This window comes from Pseudomonas sp. NPDC078700 (assembly GCF_044542375.1).
Classification (GTDB): Bacteria; Pseudomonadota; Gammaproteobacteria; order Pseudomonadales; family Pseudomonadaceae; genus Aquipseudomonas.
This window is the reverse complement of record NZ_JBITUI010000003.1, coordinates 235959-255697: the sequence shown is the minus strand read 5'-3', so window position 1 is coordinate 255697 and position 19739 is coordinate 235959. Positions and strand designations below refer to the sequence as shown.

Annotated in this window: 15 protein-coding genes; 10 read left to right on the top strand and 5 right to left on the bottom strand. The window is 54.7% G+C overall.

Annotated features, from left to right (window positions below; all coding sequences use genetic code 11):
- Positions 1–108: 108 nt before the first annotated feature.
- The 5 genes from ACIGCM_RS11510 to ACIGCM_RS11490 form a co-directional block, all read right to left on the bottom strand.
- Positions 109–1035, bottom strand: a complete 927-nt coding sequence (locus tag ACIGCM_RS11510) for a GGDEF domain-containing protein (RefSeq protein WP_397502190.1) — start codon at positions 1033–1035, stop codon at positions 109–111.
- A gap of 224 nt (positions 1036–1259) precedes the next feature.
- Complete coding sequence (locus tag ACIGCM_RS11505; RefSeq protein WP_397502189.1) at positions 1260–2000, bottom strand: YciK family oxidoreductase; 741 nt, start codon at positions 1998–2000, stop codon at positions 1260–1262.
- Positions 2001–2098: 98 nt separating this feature from the next.
- The gene (gene mupP / locus ACIGCM_RS11500; RefSeq protein WP_397502188.1) at positions 2099–2770 is read right to left on the bottom strand and encodes an N-acetylmuramic acid 6-phosphate phosphatase MupP; all 672 of its coding nucleotides are present in this window, start codon (positions 2768–2770) and stop codon (positions 2099–2101) included.
- Complete coding sequence (gene ubiG / locus ACIGCM_RS11495) at positions 2770–3468, bottom strand: bifunctional 2-polyprenyl-6-hydroxyphenol methylase/3-demethylubiquinol 3-O-methyltransferase UbiG (protein ID WP_397502187.1); 699 nt, start codon at positions 3466–3468, stop codon at positions 2770–2772. Before ubiG ends, mupP begins: the two co-directional genes overlap by 1 nt.
- Positions 3469–3592: 124 nt before the next feature.
- Complete coding sequence (locus tag ACIGCM_RS11490) at positions 3593–4918, bottom strand: TRZ/ATZ family hydrolase (RefSeq protein ID WP_397502186.1); 1326 nt, start codon at positions 4916–4918, stop codon at positions 3593–3595.
- 182 nt (positions 4919–5100) lie between these two features.
- Between ACIGCM_RS11490 and mtnA the strand changes: the two genes are divergently transcribed.
- The 10 genes from mtnA to ACIGCM_RS11440 all read left to right on the top strand — a co-directional run bounded on the left by mtnA (position 5101) and on the right by ACIGCM_RS11440 (position 19725).
- Positions 5101–6177: an S-methyl-5-thioribose-1-phosphate isomerase gene (gene mtnA / locus ACIGCM_RS11485; RefSeq protein ID WP_397502721.1), complete on the top strand. Its 1077-nt coding sequence runs from the start codon at positions 5101–5103 to the stop codon at positions 6175–6177.
- 304 nt (positions 6178–6481) lie between these two features.
- Positions 6482–9148: a DNA gyrase subunit A gene (gyrA, locus tag ACIGCM_RS11480; protein WP_397502185.1), complete on the top strand. Its 2667-nt coding sequence runs from the start codon at positions 6482–6484 to the stop codon at positions 9146–9148.
- 95 nt (positions 9149–9243) lie between these two features.
- On the top strand, positions 9244–10329 hold the full coding sequence (serC, locus tag ACIGCM_RS11475) for a 3-phosphoserine/phosphohydroxythreonine transaminase (protein ID WP_397502184.1): 1086 nt from the start codon (positions 9244–9246) through the stop codon (positions 10327–10329).
- Positions 10329–11435, top strand: coding sequence for a prephenate dehydratase (gene pheA, locus ACIGCM_RS11470; RefSeq protein ID WP_397502183.1), 1107 nt, complete (start codon positions 10329–10331; stop codon positions 11433–11435). The genes serC and pheA overlap by 1 nt, the downstream gene beginning before the upstream one ends.
- Positions 11436–11595: 160 nt before the next feature.
- A complete protein-coding gene (gene hisC, locus ACIGCM_RS11465) occupies positions 11596–12705 on the top strand; it encodes a histidinol-phosphate transaminase (protein ID WP_397502182.1) in 1110 nt (369 codons plus the stop codon).
- 59 nt (positions 12706–12764) lie between these two features.
- On the top strand, positions 12765–14969 hold the full coding sequence (locus tag ACIGCM_RS11460) for a bifunctional prephenate dehydrogenase/3-phosphoshikimate 1-carboxyvinyltransferase (RefSeq protein WP_397502720.1): 2205 nt from the start codon (positions 12765–12767) through the stop codon (positions 14967–14969).
- Positions 14969–15655, top strand: coding sequence for a (d)CMP kinase (gene cmk, locus ACIGCM_RS11455; RefSeq protein WP_397502181.1), 687 nt, complete (start codon positions 14969–14971; stop codon positions 15653–15655). Before ACIGCM_RS11460 ends, cmk begins: the two co-directional genes overlap by 1 nt.
- Positions 15656–15802: 147 nt before the next feature.
- Positions 15803–17488 (top strand): 30S ribosomal protein S1, encoded by a 1686-nt coding sequence (gene rpsA, locus ACIGCM_RS11450; protein WP_339488036.1) that lies wholly within the window; start codon positions 15803–15805, stop codon positions 17486–17488.
- 567 nt (positions 17489–18055) lie between these two features.
- Complete coding sequence (ihfB, locus tag ACIGCM_RS11445; RefSeq protein WP_087516438.1) at positions 18056–18340, top strand: integration host factor subunit beta; 285 nt, start codon at positions 18056–18058, stop codon at positions 18338–18340.
- A 332-nt stretch (positions 18341–18672) separates the two neighbouring features.
- Positions 18673–19725, top strand: a complete 1053-nt coding sequence (locus ACIGCM_RS11440) for an LPS O-antigen chain length determinant protein WzzB (protein ID WP_397502180.1) — start codon at positions 18673–18675, stop codon at positions 19723–19725.
- Positions 19726–19739: the final 14 nt, after the last annotated feature.

Below are 19739 nucleotides of genomic sequence, written 5' to 3'. Positions count from 1 at the left end.
ATTTGGGTAGTCGAGGCGAAGCTTGCCCACCATGGTTTTGCAAATATTCTGAATATTTGTGGCCACAAATGGTGGCCGACAACAGCATCGACCACCCGGTGGAGCAGTTTAGCCGGCCATGCTTAAGCGGTTGCGCCCATCGCGCTTGGATACGTAGAGCGCGTTATCGGCTCGGCGCAGCAGGCTTTCGTCTGATTCGCCGGGCAATAAGCTGGCACCGCCAAGGCTGATCGACAGAGCAACTGGCTGGCCTTGGGTGACATATTGCAGTTCCTCAACCGAATGACGCAGGCGTTCGCCAACCATTGCCGAGGCGTCGCGGCCGGTGCCTGAAAGCAGCACTAAAAACTCTTCACCGCCGTAGCGGAAAATCATATCAACGTTGCGCAGCTGCGCCTTGATGGTGGTCGCCACAGCCTTGAGCACTTCATCGCCAACACTATGGCCATGGGTGTCGTTGATTTGCTTGAAATGGTCCAAATCGAGCATTAGCAGCGATAGCGGCTGTAGATTGCGCCGAGCAACATCCACTTCGCGGTGCAGCATTTGCTCCATTGCAATGCGGTTGCCGGTATTGGTCAGCGGGTCGCGCAATGCGTTCTGGATGGCGGTGCGGTAAAGCAGGGCGTTACGCAGCGGGTATAGCAAGCTGCCAAGCAATGCTTCGAGTTGTTTAAGCTCGTCTTCGCTAAAGCGCAGTTTGCGGCGAAATACCAATTCGCCAAGGTATTCACCTTCATGGCTTAGGCGATAGCTGGCGGCATTGCCGACTGTTTGACCAAACTCCAGGCTGAGGTCACTGACATTATGCTGGTAAGACAAACCATCGAGCATGACCAGACGCTGAATTTCACTGAAAAACAGATTCAGGGTGCGCTCTGCATCCAGGCTGGTTTGCAGCTGTAGATTAAGGTGCTGGCGCAGCTGCGCAAGATTAAGCGGCTGCAGGGATTGCTTTCGCTTGATCAAATAACCGAGACGCTGCAGCTTGGCTGCATCGAAATCGATTGTGTTGTTGGAGTTGGGAGGAACCATAAACGCTAAACCTCTGGCGCTAAAGTGCGGCAATAATGGTTTAGAGCGATTTTCGTGCCAGCTGTTTCAGCCAAATAAAAAATAATGTGAAGTCAGTCACTTACAGCTGGGAGTTAGCTGCTGTAAGGGCCTTGCGGGCGGGCCGATGACAAAAGACCGGCAAGCAGTTGCCGGTCTTTTAAACTCATTGCCAGAAAAATGGCATTGTTTTGCCACTATTGAGTTTACTGAGCGTCAAACGCCTGGCCGCTGACACCTGTGCTGTCTGGGCCCATCAGGTATAGGTAAACCGGCATGATGTCAGTGGGTACTGGGTTGTTGTCTGGGTTTTCACCCGGATAGGCTTGGGCGCGCATGTCGGTACGTGTGGCACCTGGGTTGATGCTGTTGGCGCGCACAGGGGCCACATCTTCCAGTTCGTCTGCCAGGGTTTGCATTAAGCCTTCGGTGGCGAATTTCGATACGCCGTAAGCACCCCAGTAAGCGCGGCCTTTGCGGCCAACGCTACTGGAGGTGAAGACCACTGAACCATCGCTGGAGAGCTTGAGTAGCGGCAGCAGGGTGCTGGTGAGCATAAACATGGCGTTAACGTTCACGTGCATGACCCGCATGAAGTTCTCGCCAGACAACTGCTCGACCGGAGTGCGTGGGCCAATGATAGAGGCGTTGTGCAGCAAACCGTCGACTTTGCCGAATTCAGTTTCGATCATCGCCGCCAACTCATCGTACTGATGGGGCAGGGCTGTTTCGAGATTGAACGGGATGACCGCCGGTTGCGGGTGGCCAGCCGCTTCGATTTCATCATAGACCGCGCTCAGGTTGCTTTCGGTCTTGCCCAGCAAGAGCACCGTTGCGCCGTGGGCCGCGAAGGTTTTGGCGGCTGCTGCGCCAATGCCGCGGCCTGCACCAGTAACTAAAATCACGCGACCTTTGAGAAGCTCGGGGTGGGCGGTGTAATCGAACATGATCGGTCTCACTTGCTGGGCTATGGCGCCGCTGCGTCATAGCCAGTGTCAATGGTATCGCGCCGACCTGCGTAAGATGGCGCAGGTCGGCAGAGGTTTCAGCAGCTGCAGAGGGCGTTGTCGAGCACTGTGCGTAGTTGCAGTGGGTGATCGACGACCACATCGGCGCCCCAGTTGCGCGGGTTATCCTCAGGGTGAATATAGCCGTAGGTAACGGCTGCTGTTTTGGTCCCGGCAGCGCGGCCCGACTCGATATCACGCAGGTCGTCGCCGACAAATAAAACACTGGCCGGGTCCAGGCCCAATGTTTTGCAGGCCAGAATCATCGGCTCAGGGTCGGGTTTGCTGTTTTTGACGTGATCCGGGCAGATCAGGATGGCTGAGCGTTTAGCCAAGCCCAGTTGTTGCATGATCGGTTCGGCGAAGCGCAGCGGCTTATTGGTAACAACGCCCCAGATCAGTTTAGATTGCTCAATTTCGGCAAGCAATTCGTTGATCCCGTCAAAAGGGCGAGTCAGCACTGCGCAGTGGTCTTTATAGCGTTCTAGGAACTCAAGGCGCAGTGGCTCAAAGTCGGGCGCTTGCGGGTCAATGCCAAAGGTTACCGACACCATGGCGCGGGCGCCGCCTGAGACTTGGTCGCGGATCAGTTTTTCAGCAATGGGCTCAAGCCCGCGCTCAACGCGCATGGCTTGGCAGATCGCAATAAAATCAGGGGCACTGTCGAGCAGCGTGCCATCCATGTCGAAAAGTACTGCACGCAGTCGCATCATTGCTCCTTGAGCGTTTGAATCATGTAATTGACGTCAACATCGGATGACAGCTTGTAGTGCTTGGTCAGCGGGTTGTAGGTCAAGCCGATGATGTCTTTGACTTCTAGGCCCGCAGCGCGGCTCCAGCTACCCAGTTCGGATGGGCGGATGAATTTCTTGAATTCATGGGTGCCGCGGGGCAGCAGGCGCAGCAAGTACTCCGCGCCGATCACTGCAAACATATAGGCTTTTGGATTGCGGTTGATGGTCGAGAAAAACACTTGGCCACCCGGTTTAACCATGCGATAGCAAGCGCGGATGATCGAGGCGGGATCAGGCACGTGCTCTAGCATCTCCAGGCAGGTGACGACGTCGAACTGCTCGGGCATTTCTTCAGCAAGGTCTTCAGCAGTTATCTGGCGGTACTCCACCGAAACCCCAGACTCAAGCTGATGCAGCTGGGCGACCGATAACGGCGCTTCACCCATGTCTATCCCGGTTACGGTTGCGCCGCGCTGGGCCATGGATTCACTGAGGATGCCGCCGCCGCAGCCAACATCAAGCACTTTTTTGCCGGCCAGGCCGACACGCTCATCAATCCAGTTAACCCGCAGTGGGTTTATTTCGTGCAACGGTTTGAACTCGCTTTCGCGGTCCCACCAGCGGTGGGCAAGGGCTTCAAACTTGGCGATTTCAGCTGGGTCGACGTTACTCATTGAGCTGTTCCTGATTAAATCTGCAATTCGGTTGCCTGCACGACCTATGGTGCCATTTTCATGACGCCTAGTGGGCGCTTGCCAGCAGGCCAGTGTATGTCAGTTTGTCGCAGTGGCCGCTGGCTTATTCGGCCTTAGCTGCAATTTTTTCGCCCCAGGCCCGGGTTTTTGCGATGATTTGCGCTTCATCCATGCGAGTCAGTTTGCCGTTCTCGAGCAATTGCTTACCCCCGACCCAGACGTGCTCAACACAGGCGCGACTGCTGGCATAAATAAGTTGTGATACGGGGTCGTACACCGGCTGTTGGGCCAGACCTGACAAGTTAAAAGCACAGATGTCGGCAGCTTTGCCAACTTCAAGTGAGCCAATTTCGGCTTCAAGACCCAAGGCGCGCGCGCCATTTAGCGTCGCCATGCGCAGTGCGCGGTGGGCATCGAGCGCCGTGGCTGAGCCTGCGACTGCTTTGGCCAATAGCGCAGCGGTGCGCGTTTCGCCCAATAGATCGAGGTCGTTATTGCTGGCCGCGCCGTCTGTGCCAATGGCGACGTTAACGCCAGCATTCCACAGTTTCTCCACCGGGCAGAAGCCGCTGGCGAGCTTAAGGTTGGACTCTGGGCAGTGGATTACGCTGGTGTTGCTGGCGACAAGCAGTTCCAGGTCGTCGTCATCTATTTGGGTCATGTGCACGGCTTGAAAGCGCGGGCCCAGCAGGCCAAGGCGCGCCAGGCGTGCGAGTGGGCGCTCGCCAAGTAGCTCTTGGCTCTGTTGAACTTCAAATGCAGTCTCGTGGACGTGCATATGAATCCCGGCTTCAAGCTCTTCGGCAAGGACGTTGATATTGCTCAGCTTGTCATCGCTGACGGTGTAAGGGGCGTGTGGGCCGAATGCGATTTTGATTCGCGGGTGGTGTTTTAGATCGCTAAACAGCTCCAGGCCTTTGTGCAGGGCTTCGGCAGCGTCACGGGCACCTGGAATTGGGAAGTCGAGGATCGGAATGGTGATTTGCGCACGAATGCCGCTGCTGTGGACTTGCTGGCTGGCAATTTCAGGGAAGAAGTACATATCCGAGAAGCAGGTGATGCCGCCTTTAAGTTGCTCGGCAATTGCCAGTTCGGTGCCGTCCTTGATGAATGCTTCGCTGACCCATTTGGCTTCGGCTGGCCAGATGTGTTTTTCCAGCCAGGTCATCAGCGGCATGTCGTCTGCCAAGCCGCGAAACAACGTCATTGCCGCATGGCCGTGGGCATTGATCAGGCCGGGGCTGAGGATGTGTTCGGGTAGTTCGCGAACTTCCAGTGCGGCATGTTGGAGTGCTTGTTCCCGTGGTGCAATAAGCACGATTTTACCGTCGCGAATCCCCAGGCCGTGGTCGCGCAACACGACACCTGCCGGTTCAACAGGGACCAGCCAAGTGGGGAGCAGGATAAGGTCGAGTGGGGCTTCAGGCATGTTCGGCGGGTTCCGCAGGGCAAGTGACCCGCAATTCTATAGTGGAACGCGGCGCGCATGAAGCCAAAAGCATGGCAAACGAGGCATGGGTTGCTGATTTCGCGATTTTGCTGCAACTATGGCTACAGGCCTGCTTGCGCATGGGCGTATACTCGGCGGCTTTGCTTTACGAGGGTGGGTCGATGCGCGAGCAGTTGTTAGCAGCAGAAAAAGTCAAGGCTATTGAGTGGCGTGATGGCCGTCTTTATCTGCTAGATCAGCGCGCCCTGCCTTTTGAAGAGCTTTGGCTGGCCTACGACAGCGCTGCTGAAGTCGCTGTTGCCATCAAGTCAATGGTCGTGCGTGGTGCGCCGGCCATTGGTATCAGTGCGGCGTATGGCGTGGTGCTGGGTGCTCGTCAGCGGATTAAAGAAGGCGATGGCTGGCGTGAAGCACTTGAGGCTGATTTCAACGTGCTGGCAGATTCGCGGCCGACAGCGGTCAACCTGTTTTGGGCGCTGAATCGCATGCGCGACCGTTTAGCCCGGATCAAGCCGGAAGATGACGCGCTAGCTGTGCTGGAAGCTGAGGCGTTGGGTATTCACGAGAGCGATCGCGAAGCCAATCTGACCATGGCCCAACTGGGTGTGGACTTGATCCGTAAGCATCAGGGCAATCTGCAAAATCTGTTAACCCACTGCAATACCGGCGCGCTGGCAACGGGTGGCTTTGGTACGGCACTGGGCGTGATTCGGGCGGCCTATCTCGATGGTTTGGTTGAGCGAGTCTACGCCGATGAAACCCGTCCCTGGCTACAGGGTTCACGGCTGACGGCGTGGGAACTGGCTAATGAAGGTATTCCGGTCAGCCTCAATGCGGACTCCGCGGCGGCCCATCTGATGAAGACGCGCGGTATCACCTGGGTCATTGTTGGTGCCGATCGCATCACCGCCAATGGTGATGTCGCCAACAAAATTGGCACCTATCAATTGGCGGTCAATGCCATGCACCACGGTGTGCGTTTTATGGTGGTGGCACCCAGTTCGACCATCGATATGGATCTGGAAAGTGGCGAGGACATCCCGATTGAGGAGCGTGACGGCAGTGAACTCCTGGAGGTTGGAGGCAAGCGCGTTGCGGCAGGGGTTGAGGCCGTTAATCCGGTATTTGATGTCACCCCCGCTGACTTGATCGACTTTATTGTCACCGAAAAAGGTGTGGTTGAGCGCCCGGATTTGGCCAAGATGACTCAGTTGATGTGCCGCAAACGGCTTCATTAACCACGCGAAAGCTGCATTCGGGTGGCCTGTGCGTGTGAGGTCGCTTGAGTGGAAATCGGCTTGTGCGGCCTCTCAGTGCGTCACAGGGCCATTCAGCGATTTTTCAGGGTGGTTTTAGGGTAGGTGTAAAGCGCGCTTTGTGGTAACCTCCGGCAGTTATCAGGGCAACTGCTTATGCTTGCCTCTACTGCATCTATACATGGCATAACTTATTGATTTGTCGTGAGTCGGTTACAGCGACAGGCTTCGCTTCGTTCATGACGAATGGCGCGGAGTTTCACCAGAAAAAGGAACCAGGCTACTCATGGGCGAACTGGCCAAAGAAATCCTCCCGGTCAATATCGAAGACGAACTCAAGCAGTCCTACCTCGATTACGCGATGAGCGTAATCGTCGGTCGTGCACTGCCGGATGCGCGCGATGGCTTGAAGCCCGTGCACCGTCGCGTGTTGTATGCGATGAGCGAGCTGGGTAATGACTGGAACAAGGCGTACAAGAAGTCGGCTCGTGTGGTCGGTGACGTGATCGGTAAGTATCACCCGCACGGTGATACTGCGGTCTATGACACCATCGTTCGTATGGCTCAGCCATTCTCTTTGCGCTACCTCTTGGTAGACGGTCAGGGCAACTTCGGTTCGGTCGACGGCGATAACGCCGCGGCCATGCGATACACCGAAGTGCGTATGACCAAGCTGGCCCATGAGCTGTTGGCCGACTTGCATAAAGAAACCGTGGATTGGGTGCCTAACTACGACGGCACTGAAATTATCCCGGCGGTTATGCCGACCAAGGTTCCTAATCTTTTGATCAACGGCTCCAGCGGTATTGCTGTGGGCATGGCGACCAACATTCCGCCGCATAACCTGACCGAGGTTATTAACGGCTGCCTGGCGCTGATTGAGAACCCGGAGCTAAGCATCGATGATCTGATGCAGTACATCCCGGGCCCTGATTTCCCGACTGCCGCAATCATCAATGGTCGCGCGGGCATCATCGAAGCCTATCGCACCGGTCGTGGCCGCATTTATATGCGTGCTCGTGCCGAGATCGAAGACATCGACAAGGTGGGCGGTCGCCAGCAAATCATCGTGACTGAGCTTCCTTACCAGCTGAACAAAGCGCGCTTGATCGAGAAGATCGCCGAGCTGGTTAAAGAGAAGAAGCTTGAAGGTATTACCGAGCTGCGCGATGAGTCTGACAAAGACGGCATGCGCATTGTGATCGAACTGCGTCGCGGTGAAGTGCCGGAGGTTATCCTTAACAACCTCTACGCTCAGACCCAGATGCAGGGCGTGTTCGGTATCAACGTAGTGGCATTGATCGACGGCCAGCCTAAGGTGCTTAACCTTAAGGACATGCTCGAAGTCTTTATCCTGCACCGCCGTGAAGTGGTTACCCGCCGCACCGTGTTCGAGCTGCGTAAAGCCCGTGAGCGTGGCCACATTCTGGAAGGCCAAGCGGTAGCACTGTCGAACATCGACCCGGTTATCGCATTGATTAAAGCCTCGCCGACCTCGGCTGAAGCCAAAGAAGCCTTGATCGCCAAAGCCTGGGAATCCAGCGCTGTACAAAGCATGGTTGAGCGCGCAGGCGCTGACTCATGCCGCCCGGACAACCTGGATCCGCAATACGGCTTGCGTGACGGTAAGTATTACCTGTCGCCAGAACAGGCTCAGGCCATTCTTGACCTGCGCTTGCACCGCTTGACCGGCCTTGAGCACGAAAAACTGCTGGCTGAGTACCAAGAAATTCTGGCGCAGATTGGCGAGTTGATCCGCATCCTGACCAGCGCTGAGCGCTTGATGGAAGTGATCACCGAAGAACTGGAAGGCATCAAGGCAGAGTTCGGCGATGCACGCCGTACTGAAATCCTCGATAACCGCCTCGATCTGACCCTGGCCGATCTGATTACCGAAGAAGACCGTGTGGTGACAATTTCTCACACCGGTTATGCCAAATCCCAGCCATTGGCCGCGTATCAAGCGCAACGTCGTGGCGGTAAAGGCAAGTCGGCAACCGGCGTTAAGGATGAGGATTACATTTCTCACCTGCTGGTTGCCAACAGCCACACCACGCTGCTGCTGTTCTCCAGCCGTGGCAAGGTTTACTGGCTGAAAACTTACGAGATTCCAGAAGCCTCACGCGCTGCACGCGGTCGTCCATTGGTTAACTTGCTGCCACTGGATGAGGGTGAATACATCACCACCATGCTGCCGGTTGACGAGTACACCGAAGGCCACTTCATCTTTATGGCCACCGCTGGCGGTACCGTGAAGAAGACCCCGCTGGAGCAGTTCAGTCGTCAACGCAGCGTGGGCTTGATTGCCCTTGATCTGGATGAAGGCGACACCCTGATCTCTGCCTCTATCACTGATGGCAGTCGCGAAGTGATGCTGTTCTCCGACGGCGGCAAAGTAACCCGCTTTAAAGAAAGCGATGTACGCGCCATGGGCCGTACCGCTCGCGGTGTTCGCGGCATGCGTTTGGCTGAAGGCCAGAAGCTGATCTCGATGTTGATTCCGGAAGAGGGCAGCCAGATTCTGACCGCTTCTCAGCGCGGCTACGGCAAGCGCACCGAGATCGGCGAGTTCCCAGAGTACAAGCGTGGTGGTCAGGGCGTAATTGCCATGGTCAGCAACGAGCGTAATGGCAAGCTTGTCGGCGCGGTTCAGGTGCTCGATGGTGAGGAAATCATGCTGATTTCCGACCAAGGCACACTGGTGCGTACTCGTGTGGGTGAGGTTTCAAGCCTGGGGCGTAATACCCAGGGCGTCACCCTGATTCGTCTGGCCAAGGACGAGAAACTAGTCGGTCTGCAACGTGTTCAAGAACCTTCGGTTGAAGAAGAATACGATGAAAACGGCGAGTTAATCGTTAATGAAGACCTTGAGGGTGAGTTGGAAGATGCGCCGCAAGAAGGCGCTGAGCCTGAAACACCTGCTGCGGATGAGAACCCCGTCGATCCAGAGTAATCCACGCAACAAGCCTGCTTCGGCAGGCTTTGTTGTCTGTGGTGTTTGATCAGGCGCTGGCTTAGGGCCAGCGTCCATTTTTTGAGAGAGTGGATGTGAGCAAGCGAGCCTTTAACTTCTGCGCCGGCCCGGCCGCGCTTCCCGAAGCTGTTCTGCAACGTGCCCAGGCTGACCTTCTCGATTGGCAGGGCAAAGGCCTGTCCGTGATGGAAATGAGCCATCGCAGCGACGAATACACTGCCATTGCCGAGAAGGCCGAGCAGGATCTGCGTGACCTGTTGTCCATTCCCTCGAATTACAAAGTCCTGTTTTTACAGGGCGGTGCCAGCCAGCAGTTTGCTGAGGTCGCCCTGAATTTATTGCCAGAAGACGGTGTTGCTGACTACATCGATACCGGCATTTGGTCGAAGAAAAGCATTGAAGAAGCCAAGCGCTACGGCAATATCAATGTCGCCGCCAGCGCCAAGCCTTACGATTACTTTGCAATTCCGGGCCAGAATGAATGGCAGCTGTCGAAAAATGCCGCCTATGTGCATTACGCCAGCAACGAAACCATTGGTGGTCTGCAGTTTGACTGGATTCCCCAGGTGGGTGACGTGCCACTGGTTGCGGATATGTCTTCTGACATTCTTTCGCGCTCCTTGGATGTGTCCAAGTTTGGTTTGATCTACGCCGGTGCGCAGAAGAATATCGGCCCGAGTGGTTTGGTTGTGGTCATCGTTCGCGAGGACCTGCTGGGTCGCGCACGCAGTGCTTGCCCGACCATGCTCAATTACAAGGTCGCGGCTGACAACGGCTCGATGTACAACACCCCGGCGACCTTCTCCTGGTATCTGTCGGGCTTGGTCTTTGAGTGGCTTAAAGAGCAGGGCGGTGTCCCGGCGATGGAAAAGCTCAATCGCGCCAAGAAAGAGCTGTTGTACGGCGCCATTGATAGCAGTGGGCTATACAGCAACCCGATCTCATCTAATGCCCGTTCGTGGATGAACGTTCCGTTCCGTCTGGCTGATGATCGTCTGGATAAGCCATTTTTGGCCGGCGCTGATGCGCGCGGTTTGTTGAACCTCAAAGGTCACCGTTCGGTTGGCGGCATGCGTGCCTCCATCTACAACGCCGTTGGCCTCGATGCTGTGCAGGCGCTGGTTGCCTACATGGCTGAGTTCGAGAAGGAGCACGGTTAATGTCGGATCAAATCACCGAGCAGGAATTAAAAGCGCTGCGCCTGCGTATTGACAGCCTGGATGAAAAAATTCTCGAGCTGATCAGTGATCGCGCCCGCTGCGCTGAAGAAGTCGCCCGCGTCAAAATGGCAGCCTTGCCAGAAGGCGAGAAACCGGTTTTTTACCGTCCTGAGCGTGAAGCCCAAGTGCTCAAGCGCGTTATGGAGCGTAATTCCGGTCCTTTGGGCAATGAAGAAATGGCCCGCTTGTTCCGTGAAATCATGTCTTCATGCCTGGCCCTTGAGAATCCACTGAAAGTGGCTTATCTCGGCCCAGAAGGCACTTTCTCTCACGCGGCAGCGATGAAACATTTTGGCCATGCGGTGGTCAGTATGCCGATGACCGCGATCGACGAGGTGTTCCGTGAAGTGGCCGCGGGCGCGGTGAACTTCGGTGTGGTGCCAGTGGAGAACTCCACCGAGGGCGCGGTTAACCACACGCTCGATAGCTTCCTTGAGCACGACATGGTGATTTGTGGCGAAGTTGAGCTGCGTATCCACCATCACCTGTTGGTGGGTGAGTCGACCAAAACCGACAAAATTACCCGTATTTACTCCCACGCGCAGTCTTTGGCGCAGTGCCGTAAATGGCTGGATGCGCATTACCCTAATGTTGAGCGTGTTGCTGTTGCGAGCAATGCTGATGCAGCCAAGCGGGTGAAAAGCGAGTGGAATTCGGCGGCAATCGCAGGCGACATGGCGGCCAGCCTCTATGGCCTGACCAAGGTGGCGGAAAAGATTGAAGACCGTCCGGACAACTCGACGCGCTTCCTGATTATCGGAAGCCAAGAAGTGCCGCCAACAGGAGATGATAAAACTTCGGTGATTATCTCCATGAGCAACAAGCCGGGTGCGCTGCATGAGTTGTTGGTGCCATTTCATCAAAATGGCATTGACCTGACCCGGATTGAGACTCGTCCATCGCGTAGCGGTAAGTGGACCTATGTGTTCTTTATCGATTTTGTCGGTCATCACCGTGATCCATTGATCAAGGATGTGCTGGAGAAGATCAATCAAGAAGCCGTGGCGCTGAAAATTCTGGGTTCCTACCCTAAAGCCGTTTTGTAAGCGATTGGTGGGTGAACACGGCTTTACGTAGGGTGGTTGACGCTTTTTTCAGCCACCATTTACGCGCTTGGATATTTGGATCGTTGCCTGAAAATGGTGGCCAAGCTTCGCGTTGCCCACCCTACGAGTTTGCGGAATTACGGATTGAACGAGGTTAATAATGAGCTGTGATTTCCTCGCGCTGGCGCAGCCAGGCGTGCAAAAACTTTCGCCTTATGTTCCCGGCAAGCCGGTCGATGAACTGGCGCGTGAGCTGGGCCTTGACCCAGCCAATATCGTCAAGCTTGCAAGCAATGAGAATCCGCTTGGCCCAAGCCCGAAAGCGCTTGAGGCAATCCGGGCTGAGCTGGCTGAGCTGACGCGCTACCCCGATGGCAATGGTTTTTCGCTGAAAACCTTGCTGGCCGCGCGTTGTGGTGTTGAAACTCAGCAAGTGACTTTGGGTAACGGCTCAAACGATATTCTCGAACTGGTCGCCCGTGCTTACCTGGCTCCGGGGCTGAATGCGGTATTCAGTGAGCACGCTTTTGCGGTGTACCCGATCGCCACGCAGGCTGTTGGCGCGCAGTGCAATATCGTACCTGCGAAAGAATTTGGTCACGACCTCGATGCCATGGCCAGGGCGATCAATGAACAGACCCGCGTGGTGTTCATTGCTAACCCAAATAACCCGACTGGCACTTGGTTTGGCCCACAAGCCTTGGCGGACTTTTTGGCCAAGGTGCCTGAGTCCGTGCTGGTGGTGCTGGATGAAGCCTACATCGAATACGCCCACGGCAGTGAACTGCCTAACGGCCTGGATTACCTGAACCAGTACCCGAATCTACTGGTCTCCCGCACCTTCTCCAAGGCTTATGGCTTGGCGGCATTGCGTGTGGGTTACGGCATCAGCACTGCACAGGTGGCAGATGTGCTCAATCGCGTACGCCAGCCATTCAACGTCAATAGCTTGGCTCAGGCCGCAGCCTGTGCGGCGTTTGATGATGCTGATTACTTGGCACAGAGCCGCAAAGTCAACGATGAAGGCATGGCGCAGCTTGAGGCGGGCTTCCGTGAGCTTGAGCTCAGCTGGATCGCCTCGAAAGGCAACTTTATTGCCGTGGATTTGGCGCGTGACGCCGGGCCTATCAACCAAGGCTTGCTGCGTGAAGGTGTCATCGTTCGGCCAACGGCGAACTACGGCATGCCGACCTATTTGCGCGTGTCGATTGGCTTGCCAGATGAAAACAGCCGCTTCCTTGCTGCGCTGCGTAAGGTGCTTAACGCGTGACCGAGGTTAAACCTGTCGCAACTGAGTCTTCTGTAACCTGCGCGCAATCCTCTGCTCCTATGATCGGCCGCTTGGTCGTTGTCGGGTTGGGGTTGATTGGTGGCTCGTTCGCTAAAGGTTTGCGTGAGCGGGGCGTTTGTCGTGAGGTGGTCGGGGTTGATCTCGATCCGCAGTCACGGGAAACAGCAGTCGCCTTGGGTGTGGTTGATCGCTGTGAAGAGCAGTTGTCGGTCGCCTGTCAAGGCGCGGATGTGATCCAACTAGCCGTGCCGATTTTGGCCATGGAGCGTGTGCTCGCGGAGTTAGCTAAGCTTGATCTGGGCAACGCTGTGCTGACCGATGTCGGCAGTGCCAAAGGCAATGTGGTGCGCGCTGCGGGCCAGGCGTTTGGTGATATGCCTGCTCGTTTTGTGCCGGGTCACCCCATTGCAGGCTCTGAGCAGAGTGGGGTTGAGGCGGCCAATGCAGAGCTGTTTCGCCATCACAAAGTGATTCTGACACCGCAGCAAAGCACTGATCCGCAGGCGTTGCAGTTGATCGATCAACTCTGGCGCGAACTGGGCGCAGATGTCGAGCATATGCAGGTTGAGCATCATGATCAGGTGTTAGCCGCAACCAGTCATCTGCCTCATCTGCTGGCGTTTGGCTTGGTCGATTCGCTGGCCAAACGCAGTGAGAATCTTGAGATTTTCCGTTACGCTGCCGGCGGTTTTCGCGACTTTACCCGCATAGCTGGCAGTGATCCGGTGATGTGGCATGACATTTTTCTGGCCAATCGCGAAGCCGTGTTGCACAACTTAGACATATTTCGCAGCGACCTTGACGCGCTTCGCGCCGCGGTCGATGCAGGGGATGGGCATCAACTGCTGGGCGTGTTCACTCGCGCCCGCGTTGCCCGCGAACACTTCAGCAAAATTTTAGCCCGCAGGGCTTATGTGGACGCTATGCATACGAATGATCTGATTTTTCTGGCTAATCCTGGTGGCAAGGTCACTGGCAACATTCGCGTACCAGGCGATAAATCCATTTCGCACCGTTCGATCATGCTCGGTTCAATTGCCGAAGGTGTAACTGAAATTGAAGGGTTTCTCGAAGGCGAAGATGCTTTAGCAACCTTGCAGGCATTCCGCGATATGGGTGTTGTGATTGAAGGTCCTCACCATGGTCGCGTAACAGTCCATGGCGTCGGCCTGCGCGGTCTTAAAGCGCCGCCTGGGCCTATCTATGTGGGTAACTCGGGCACATCAATGCGTTTGCTCAGTGGTTTGCTGGCGGCGCAGCCGTTTGATGTGACCCTTACGGGCGATGCCTCGTTGAATAAGCGTCCGATGGGGCGTGTGGCCAAGCCGCTGCGCGCCATGGGTGCGATCATCGAGACCGCCGCTGAAGGCCGTCCACCGTTAACCGTTCGTGCGGGTGGCCGTTTGGGCGGCATGACCTACGAAATGCCAATGGCCAGCGCTCAGGTTAAATCCTGTTTGTTGCTTGCAGGGCTCTATGCTGCGGGTTCCACCACTGTAATTGAGCCAGCCCCGACTCGCGACCACACCGAGCGTATGTTGCGTGGTTTCGGCTATCCGGTGAAATCCGAGGGCAATGCGGCCACCGTTGAGTCGGGTCATACCCTTAAAGGCACCCATATTGAAGTGCCAGCCGACATCTCGTCTGCAGCGTTCTTCCTGGTGGCGGCAAGCATTGCTGAGGGTTCTGATCTGCTCCTTGAGCACGTTGGCGTCAACCCGACACGCACAGGCGTTATCGATATTCTCAAGCTGATGGGCGGTGATATTACGCTTGAGAACGAGCGTGAAGTTGGCGGTGAGCCAGTTGCTGATATTCGTGTACGTTCAGCTAAGCTTAAAGGCATCAATATCCCTGAAGATTTGGTGCCGCTGGCGATTGATGAGTTCCCGGTATTATTCGTCGCTGCGGCCTGCGCTGAGGGCCGTACTGTGTTGCGTGGTGCTGAAGAGCTGCGGGTTAAAGAGTCGGATCGCATTCAAGTGATGGCGGATGGCTTGATTGAGCTGGGCGTGAGTGCTGAGCCGACCCCAGACGGCATCATCATCGAAGGCGGGGCTATGGGCGGCGGTGAAGTGCATGCCCATGGCGATCACCGTATTGCCATGGCCTTTAGTGTCGCCTCGCTGCGCGCCGGCGCGCCGATTCGCATACATGATTGCGCAAACGTTGCCACTTCGTTCCCGAACTTCCTGGCCCTGGCTGCACAAGTTGGGATGCAGGTGGGCGAGGAGGGTAAGTGATGAATGTTGCGCCAGTCATCGCAATCGACGGACCTAGCGGTTCAGGTAAGGGCACTATTGCCTGTTTAGTTGCACAGAAACTAGGCTGGGGCCTGTTGGATTCTGGTGCTCTTTATCGTTTGCTGGCCTTCTCTGCGCGCAATCACGGTGTTGATATTACCAATGAGGCATCGGTGACCATGTTGGCGGCGCACCTTGATGTGCAGTTTGTTGCCACTGCCGACGGTAAAGGTCAGCGCATCATCCTTGAGGGTGAGGAAGTCACCGACGCTATCCGTAACGAGCAAATCGGCGCGGGTGCATCGCAGGTTGCAGCGTTGCCAGCGGTGCGTGAGGCGTTGCTGCAGCGTCAGCGAGCGTTTCAGGAGTCTCCGGGGTTGGTCGCAGATGGCCGAGATATGGGCACGGTCGTGTTTCCGGATGCGCCGCTGAAGATATTTCTGACCGCCAGTGCAGAGGAACGTGCGCGCAGACGTTACTTGCAGTTGAAGGCTAAAGGCGATGATGTTAATCTTGCGAGTCTACTTGATGAGATTCGCGAGCGCGACGAGCGTGATACCCAGCGCACAGTGGCTCCGCTTAAGCCGGCAGCTGATGCGATACAGCTGGATTCAACCGAACTTTCCATCGAGCAGGTGTTTGAACGAATTCTCAGTGAGGTCGCCATTCGCGATCTCGCTGGTTAATAGAGCTGCGGCAGTAGCCGCTAGTTCGCCAGGGAGGCATGCAAGAGACCAGTCCTAGTCTTGCACGCCTCTTTTTATATGAACGTACCCACATTGTCTGGAGTGTGGTTTGGGCAGATTCACTGCCCTGAATCAACAGGAATCAACATGAGCGAAAGCTTCGCGGAACTTTTTGAAGAAAGCCTAAAAACCCTCGACATGCAACCGGGCGCCATCATTACCGGTATCGTAGTCGACATCGACGGTGACTGGGTCACTGTTCATGCCGGTCTTAAGTCAGAGGGCGTCATCCCACTCGAGCAGTTCTTCAACGAACAAGGCGAGTTGACCATCAAGGTCGGTGACGAAGTCCACGTTGCGCTGGACGCGGTTGAAGATGGCTTCGGTGAAACCAAGCTGTCCCGCGAAAAAGCCAAGCGCGCTGAGTGCTGGATTGTTCTGGAAGCAGCTTTCGCCGCTGAAGAAGTGGTTACGGGCGTTATCAACGGTAAGGTTAAAGGCGGCTTCACTGTCGACGTTAACGGCATCCGTGCGTTCCTGCCAGGTTCTTTGGTCGATGTTCGTCCAGTGCGTGATACCACTCACCTGGAAGGCAAAGAGCTCGAGTTCAAGGTCATCAAGCTGGACCAGAAGCGCAACAACGTTGTTGTTTCTCGTCGTAGCGTCCTCGAAGCTGAGAACAGCGCTGAGCGTGAAGCTCTGCTCGAATCTCTGCAGGAAGGCCAGCAAGTTAAAGGTATCGTCAAAAACCTCACCGACTACGGCGCGTTCGTGGATCTGGGCGGTGTCGACGGCCTGTTGCACATCACCGACATGGCTTGGAAGCGCATCAAGCATCCTTCCGAGATCGTCAACGTTGGTGACGAAATCGACGTTAAGGTTCTGAAATACGATCGCGAGCGTAACCGCGTATCGCTGGGCCTGAAGCAGCTGGGCGAAGACCCATGGGTTGCTATCAAAGCGCGTTACCCAGAAAGCACCCGCGTTGTTGCACGCGTAACCAACCTGACCGACTACGGCTGCTTCGCAGAGCTGGAAGAAGGCGTGGAAGGTCTGGTGCACGTATCCGAAATGGATTGGACCAACAAAAACATCCACCCATCTAAAGTCGTTCAGGTTGGCGATGAAGTGGAAGTTATGGTTCTGGATATCGACGAAGAGCGTCGTCGTATCTCCCTGGGTATCAAGCAGTGCAAAACTAACCCATGGGAAGATTTCTCGGGTCAGTTCAACAAGGGCGACAAGATCTCCGGCACCATCAAGTCGATCACCGATTTCGGTATCTTCATTGGTCTGGACGGCGGCATCGACGGCCTGGTTCACCTGTCAGACATCTCTTGGAACGAAGTTGGCGAAGAAGCCGTACGTCGCTTCAAGAAGGGCGACGAGCTGGAAACCGTCATCCTGTCTGTTGATCCAGAGCGCGAGCGCATCTCCCTGGGCATCAAGCAACTGGAAGAAGATCCGTTCTCCGACTACGTTGCAGTTAACGATAAAGGCACAATCGTGACCGGTACCGTTAAAGAAGTTGATGCTAAGGGCGCTGTAATCACCCTGGCTGACGGCATCGAAGCAACTCTGAAAGCCTCCGAAATCAGCCGTGACCGCGTTGAAGACGCGCGTAACGTTCTGAAGGAAGGCGAAGAAGTAGAAGCTAAGATCATCAGCGTTGATCGTAAGAGCCGCGTAATCAGCTTGTCGATCAAGTCGAAAGACGTTGAAGACGAAAAAGAAGCAATCAAAGAAATGCGCACTAAGCAGGACGAAGCTGCTCCTGCTGGTCCGACCACCATTGGTGATCTGATCCGCGCTCAAATGGAAAACCAGAACTAAGTTCGGGTAATCCATAGAAAAAGGGAGCCTTCGGGCTCCCTTTTTTGTACCCGCTATTTACAAGATCTAAGCACGAAACTTTCGTAGGGTGGTCGACGCTTTTTTCGGCCACCATCGCTGTCCGTTCGCCAATGCAATTGCCTCATGCTTACGCACCGCGTAGGGCGGACAACGCTTTTTTGTCCGCCATCTGATCTGGCGAAACACTATTCTTGACAACCGCCTGCTGGGAAAACTGCCTTTTGTTCGCCGTTGGCTCGCACTAACCAACAGCTGTCGCCTCTCTAAGCTGTGATGCTAATACGTCATGTAAACAGCTTGCATAACGGCTCATTGCTAACACCGAACATCATCACTGCAGGGTCCGTTCGAGCGGCTAAAGGCAATAATTATCTAAATCAAAGGTAAGGACGTCGTTCTGGGTTAAAAGACTGTTTGGCTGGCGTAATTGAAGGCGTGAACGGAATCAACATCATAGAAGCGTTTTTAGAGGCTGTTCAAAAGCTTGGTAGCGTGCTAAAACAATTCTATCAAGTGATCTAGCCGCTTGAAAACGAAGGGAAAATTATGACCAAGTCGGAATTGATCGAAAGGATCGTGACCCATCAAGGCCAACTCTCATCCAAGGATGTAGAACTGGCGATTAAAACAATGCTTGAACAAATGTCGAGCGCCTTGTCATCAGGCGATCGCATCGAGATTCGTGGCTTCGGCAGCTTCTCGCTGCACTTCCGTGCACCGCGAGTAGGGCGCAACCCGAAAACAGGCCAGTCCGTCAGCCTCGATGGCAAATTCGTACCTCACTTCAAACCTGGCAAGGAACTACGTGATCGGGTCAATGAGGACGAGTAGCTCTTTTCCAGTTTTAAGAGCGAAATAGCTTAATCAATCAATGATTTAGCTGTTTCTTGTAGTGGCACAATGCTGGTTTAAAACGTTAAACTGCTCACGTTTTTTGTCTTGGGCAAAGTTGGAATGCGTGATTGGCATCACTCGCCACGAAAAATCACCAAAGTCATGGAATAAATGGAATTTGTGGCAGGAATTTGCGTCTAACCTTGTTGGATCGCCTTTTTGCCACTGACGTTGTTGTAATCAGTGTGCGCGGCATAAACCCTTGTTGAGTGCAGTGGGTACCGGACCTACGCGCTCGTGATTAACAATGACAAAAAACTGGAGCTTGTGTGAATCAAAGAATTACTGCTGAGCAGCCTCGTGCTTCCGATGAAATCGATCTGATTGAGCTGGTTAAACAGCTATGGTTGCAGAAATGGCTGATAGTCGGCTGTACAGTAATTATTACCGCTCTTGCCGCCGCATATGCCTTTCTAACCCCGCCCACTTACGAAGCCTCAGCAGGCGTGATGCCGCCCCGTCTCAGCGATATCTCTGGCTATAACCTCGGCCGCAGTGAAGCCAAGTTAAATGAATTCACCGTTGAAGATGTTTTCTCGGTTTATAAACGTAACCTGCTATCAGGTTCGCTCAAATACCAGTTTTTCGATGAGATTTATTTACCGAGCTTGCCGGCTGAAGATTCAGCGGGCGCAAAAGATAAGTTGTGGGATCGCTTTAATTCCGGCTTTAGCGTTCAGGCACCTGATGCAAAAAACAACCCTGATTATTTCGTCGTAAAAGTCAAAGGCGAAAAACCTGAAGTGGTTGCTGAGTGGGCGAATCAGTACGTCAAAATGGCTGCTGATAAATCAGCAGCTGGCATGCGTACAAACTTGTTAACTGAGATTGGTACTCGGGCTCAATCGCTCTCAAGGCAGATCGATGCATTGCGCGTAACCGCCGAAAAACGACGTAATGATAGAGTTGCACGCCTTCAAGAGGCTTTGGTAGTGGCCGATGCAGTTGGTTATGACGCGCCTCAAGTCACACCCGGCAAGACCTCCTCAGACGGTGATTTCGCCGAATTTATGGACGGCAACCTCATGTACATGCGTGGGGCAAAAGCCGTAAAGGCAGAACTCGCCGTACTTGAAAAGCGCACTAACGATGACCCATTTATCGCCGAGTTGCGCGGTATAGAAAATCAGATGGATTTTCTACAGAAGATCGATGTGAATCCTGACAACGTAGCAGTGTTTACGCTTGATAGCCCGGCACTGGTTCCGGAAACGCCTATTGCGCCTAAGAAAATGTTGATTTTAGTTTTAGGACTGGTGTTAGGTGCAATGTTGGGTGTGCTAATTGCATTAGTCCGAGCGCTTATTATTAAGCGTATGTAAGCTAATTGAGTAAA

What these genes read in the sequence shown, in the direction of transcription:
- ubiG (WP_397502187.1), bottom strand. Translation starts at nt 3,468, where the DNA reads ATGAGTAACGTCGACCCAGCTGAAATCGCCAAGTTTGAAGCCCTTGCC.
- ACIGCM_RS11510 (WP_397502190.1), bottom strand. Translation starts at nt 1,035, where the DNA reads ATGGTTCCTCCCAACTCCAACAACACAATCGATTTCGATGCAGCCAAG.
- ihfB (WP_087516438.1), top strand. Translation starts at nt 18,056, where the DNA reads ATGACCAAGTCGGAATTGATCGAAAGGATCGTGACCCATCAAGGCCAA.
- rpsA (WP_339488036.1), top strand. Translation starts at nt 15,803, where the DNA reads ATGAGCGAAAGCTTCGCGGAACTTTTTGAAGAAAGCCTAAAAACCCTC.
- pheA (WP_397502183.1), top strand. Translation starts at nt 10,329, where the DNA reads ATGTCGGATCAAATCACCGAGCAGGAATTAAAAGCGCTGCGCCTGCGT.
- ACIGCM_RS11505 (WP_397502189.1), bottom strand. Translation starts at nt 2,000, where the DNA reads ATGTTCGATTACACCGCCCACCCCGAGCTTCTCAAAGGTCGCGTGATT.
- mupP (WP_397502188.1), bottom strand. Translation starts at nt 2,770, where the DNA reads ATGCGACTGCGTGCAGTACTTTTCGACATGGATGGCACGCTGCTCGAC.
- gyrA (WP_397502185.1), top strand. Translation starts at nt 6,482, where the DNA reads ATGGGCGAACTGGCCAAAGAAATCCTCCCGGTCAATATCGAAGACGAA.
- hisC (WP_397502182.1), top strand. Translation starts at nt 11,596, where the DNA reads ATGAGCTGTGATTTCCTCGCGCTGGCGCAGCCAGGCGTGCAAAAACTT.
- ACIGCM_RS11460 (WP_397502720.1), top strand. Translation starts at nt 12,765, where the DNA reads ATGATCGGCCGCTTGGTCGTTGTCGGGTTGGGGTTGATTGGTGGCTCG.
- mtnA (WP_397502721.1), top strand. Translation starts at nt 5,101, where the DNA reads ATGCGCGAGCAGTTGTTAGCAGCAGAAAAAGTCAAGGCTATTGAGTGG.
- cmk (WP_397502181.1), top strand. Translation starts at nt 14,969, where the DNA reads ATGAATGTTGCGCCAGTCATCGCAATCGACGGACCTAGCGGTTCAGGT.
- ACIGCM_RS11490 (WP_397502186.1), bottom strand. Translation starts at nt 4,918, where the DNA reads ATGCCTGAAGCCCCACTCGACCTTATCCTGCTCCCCACTTGGCTGGTC.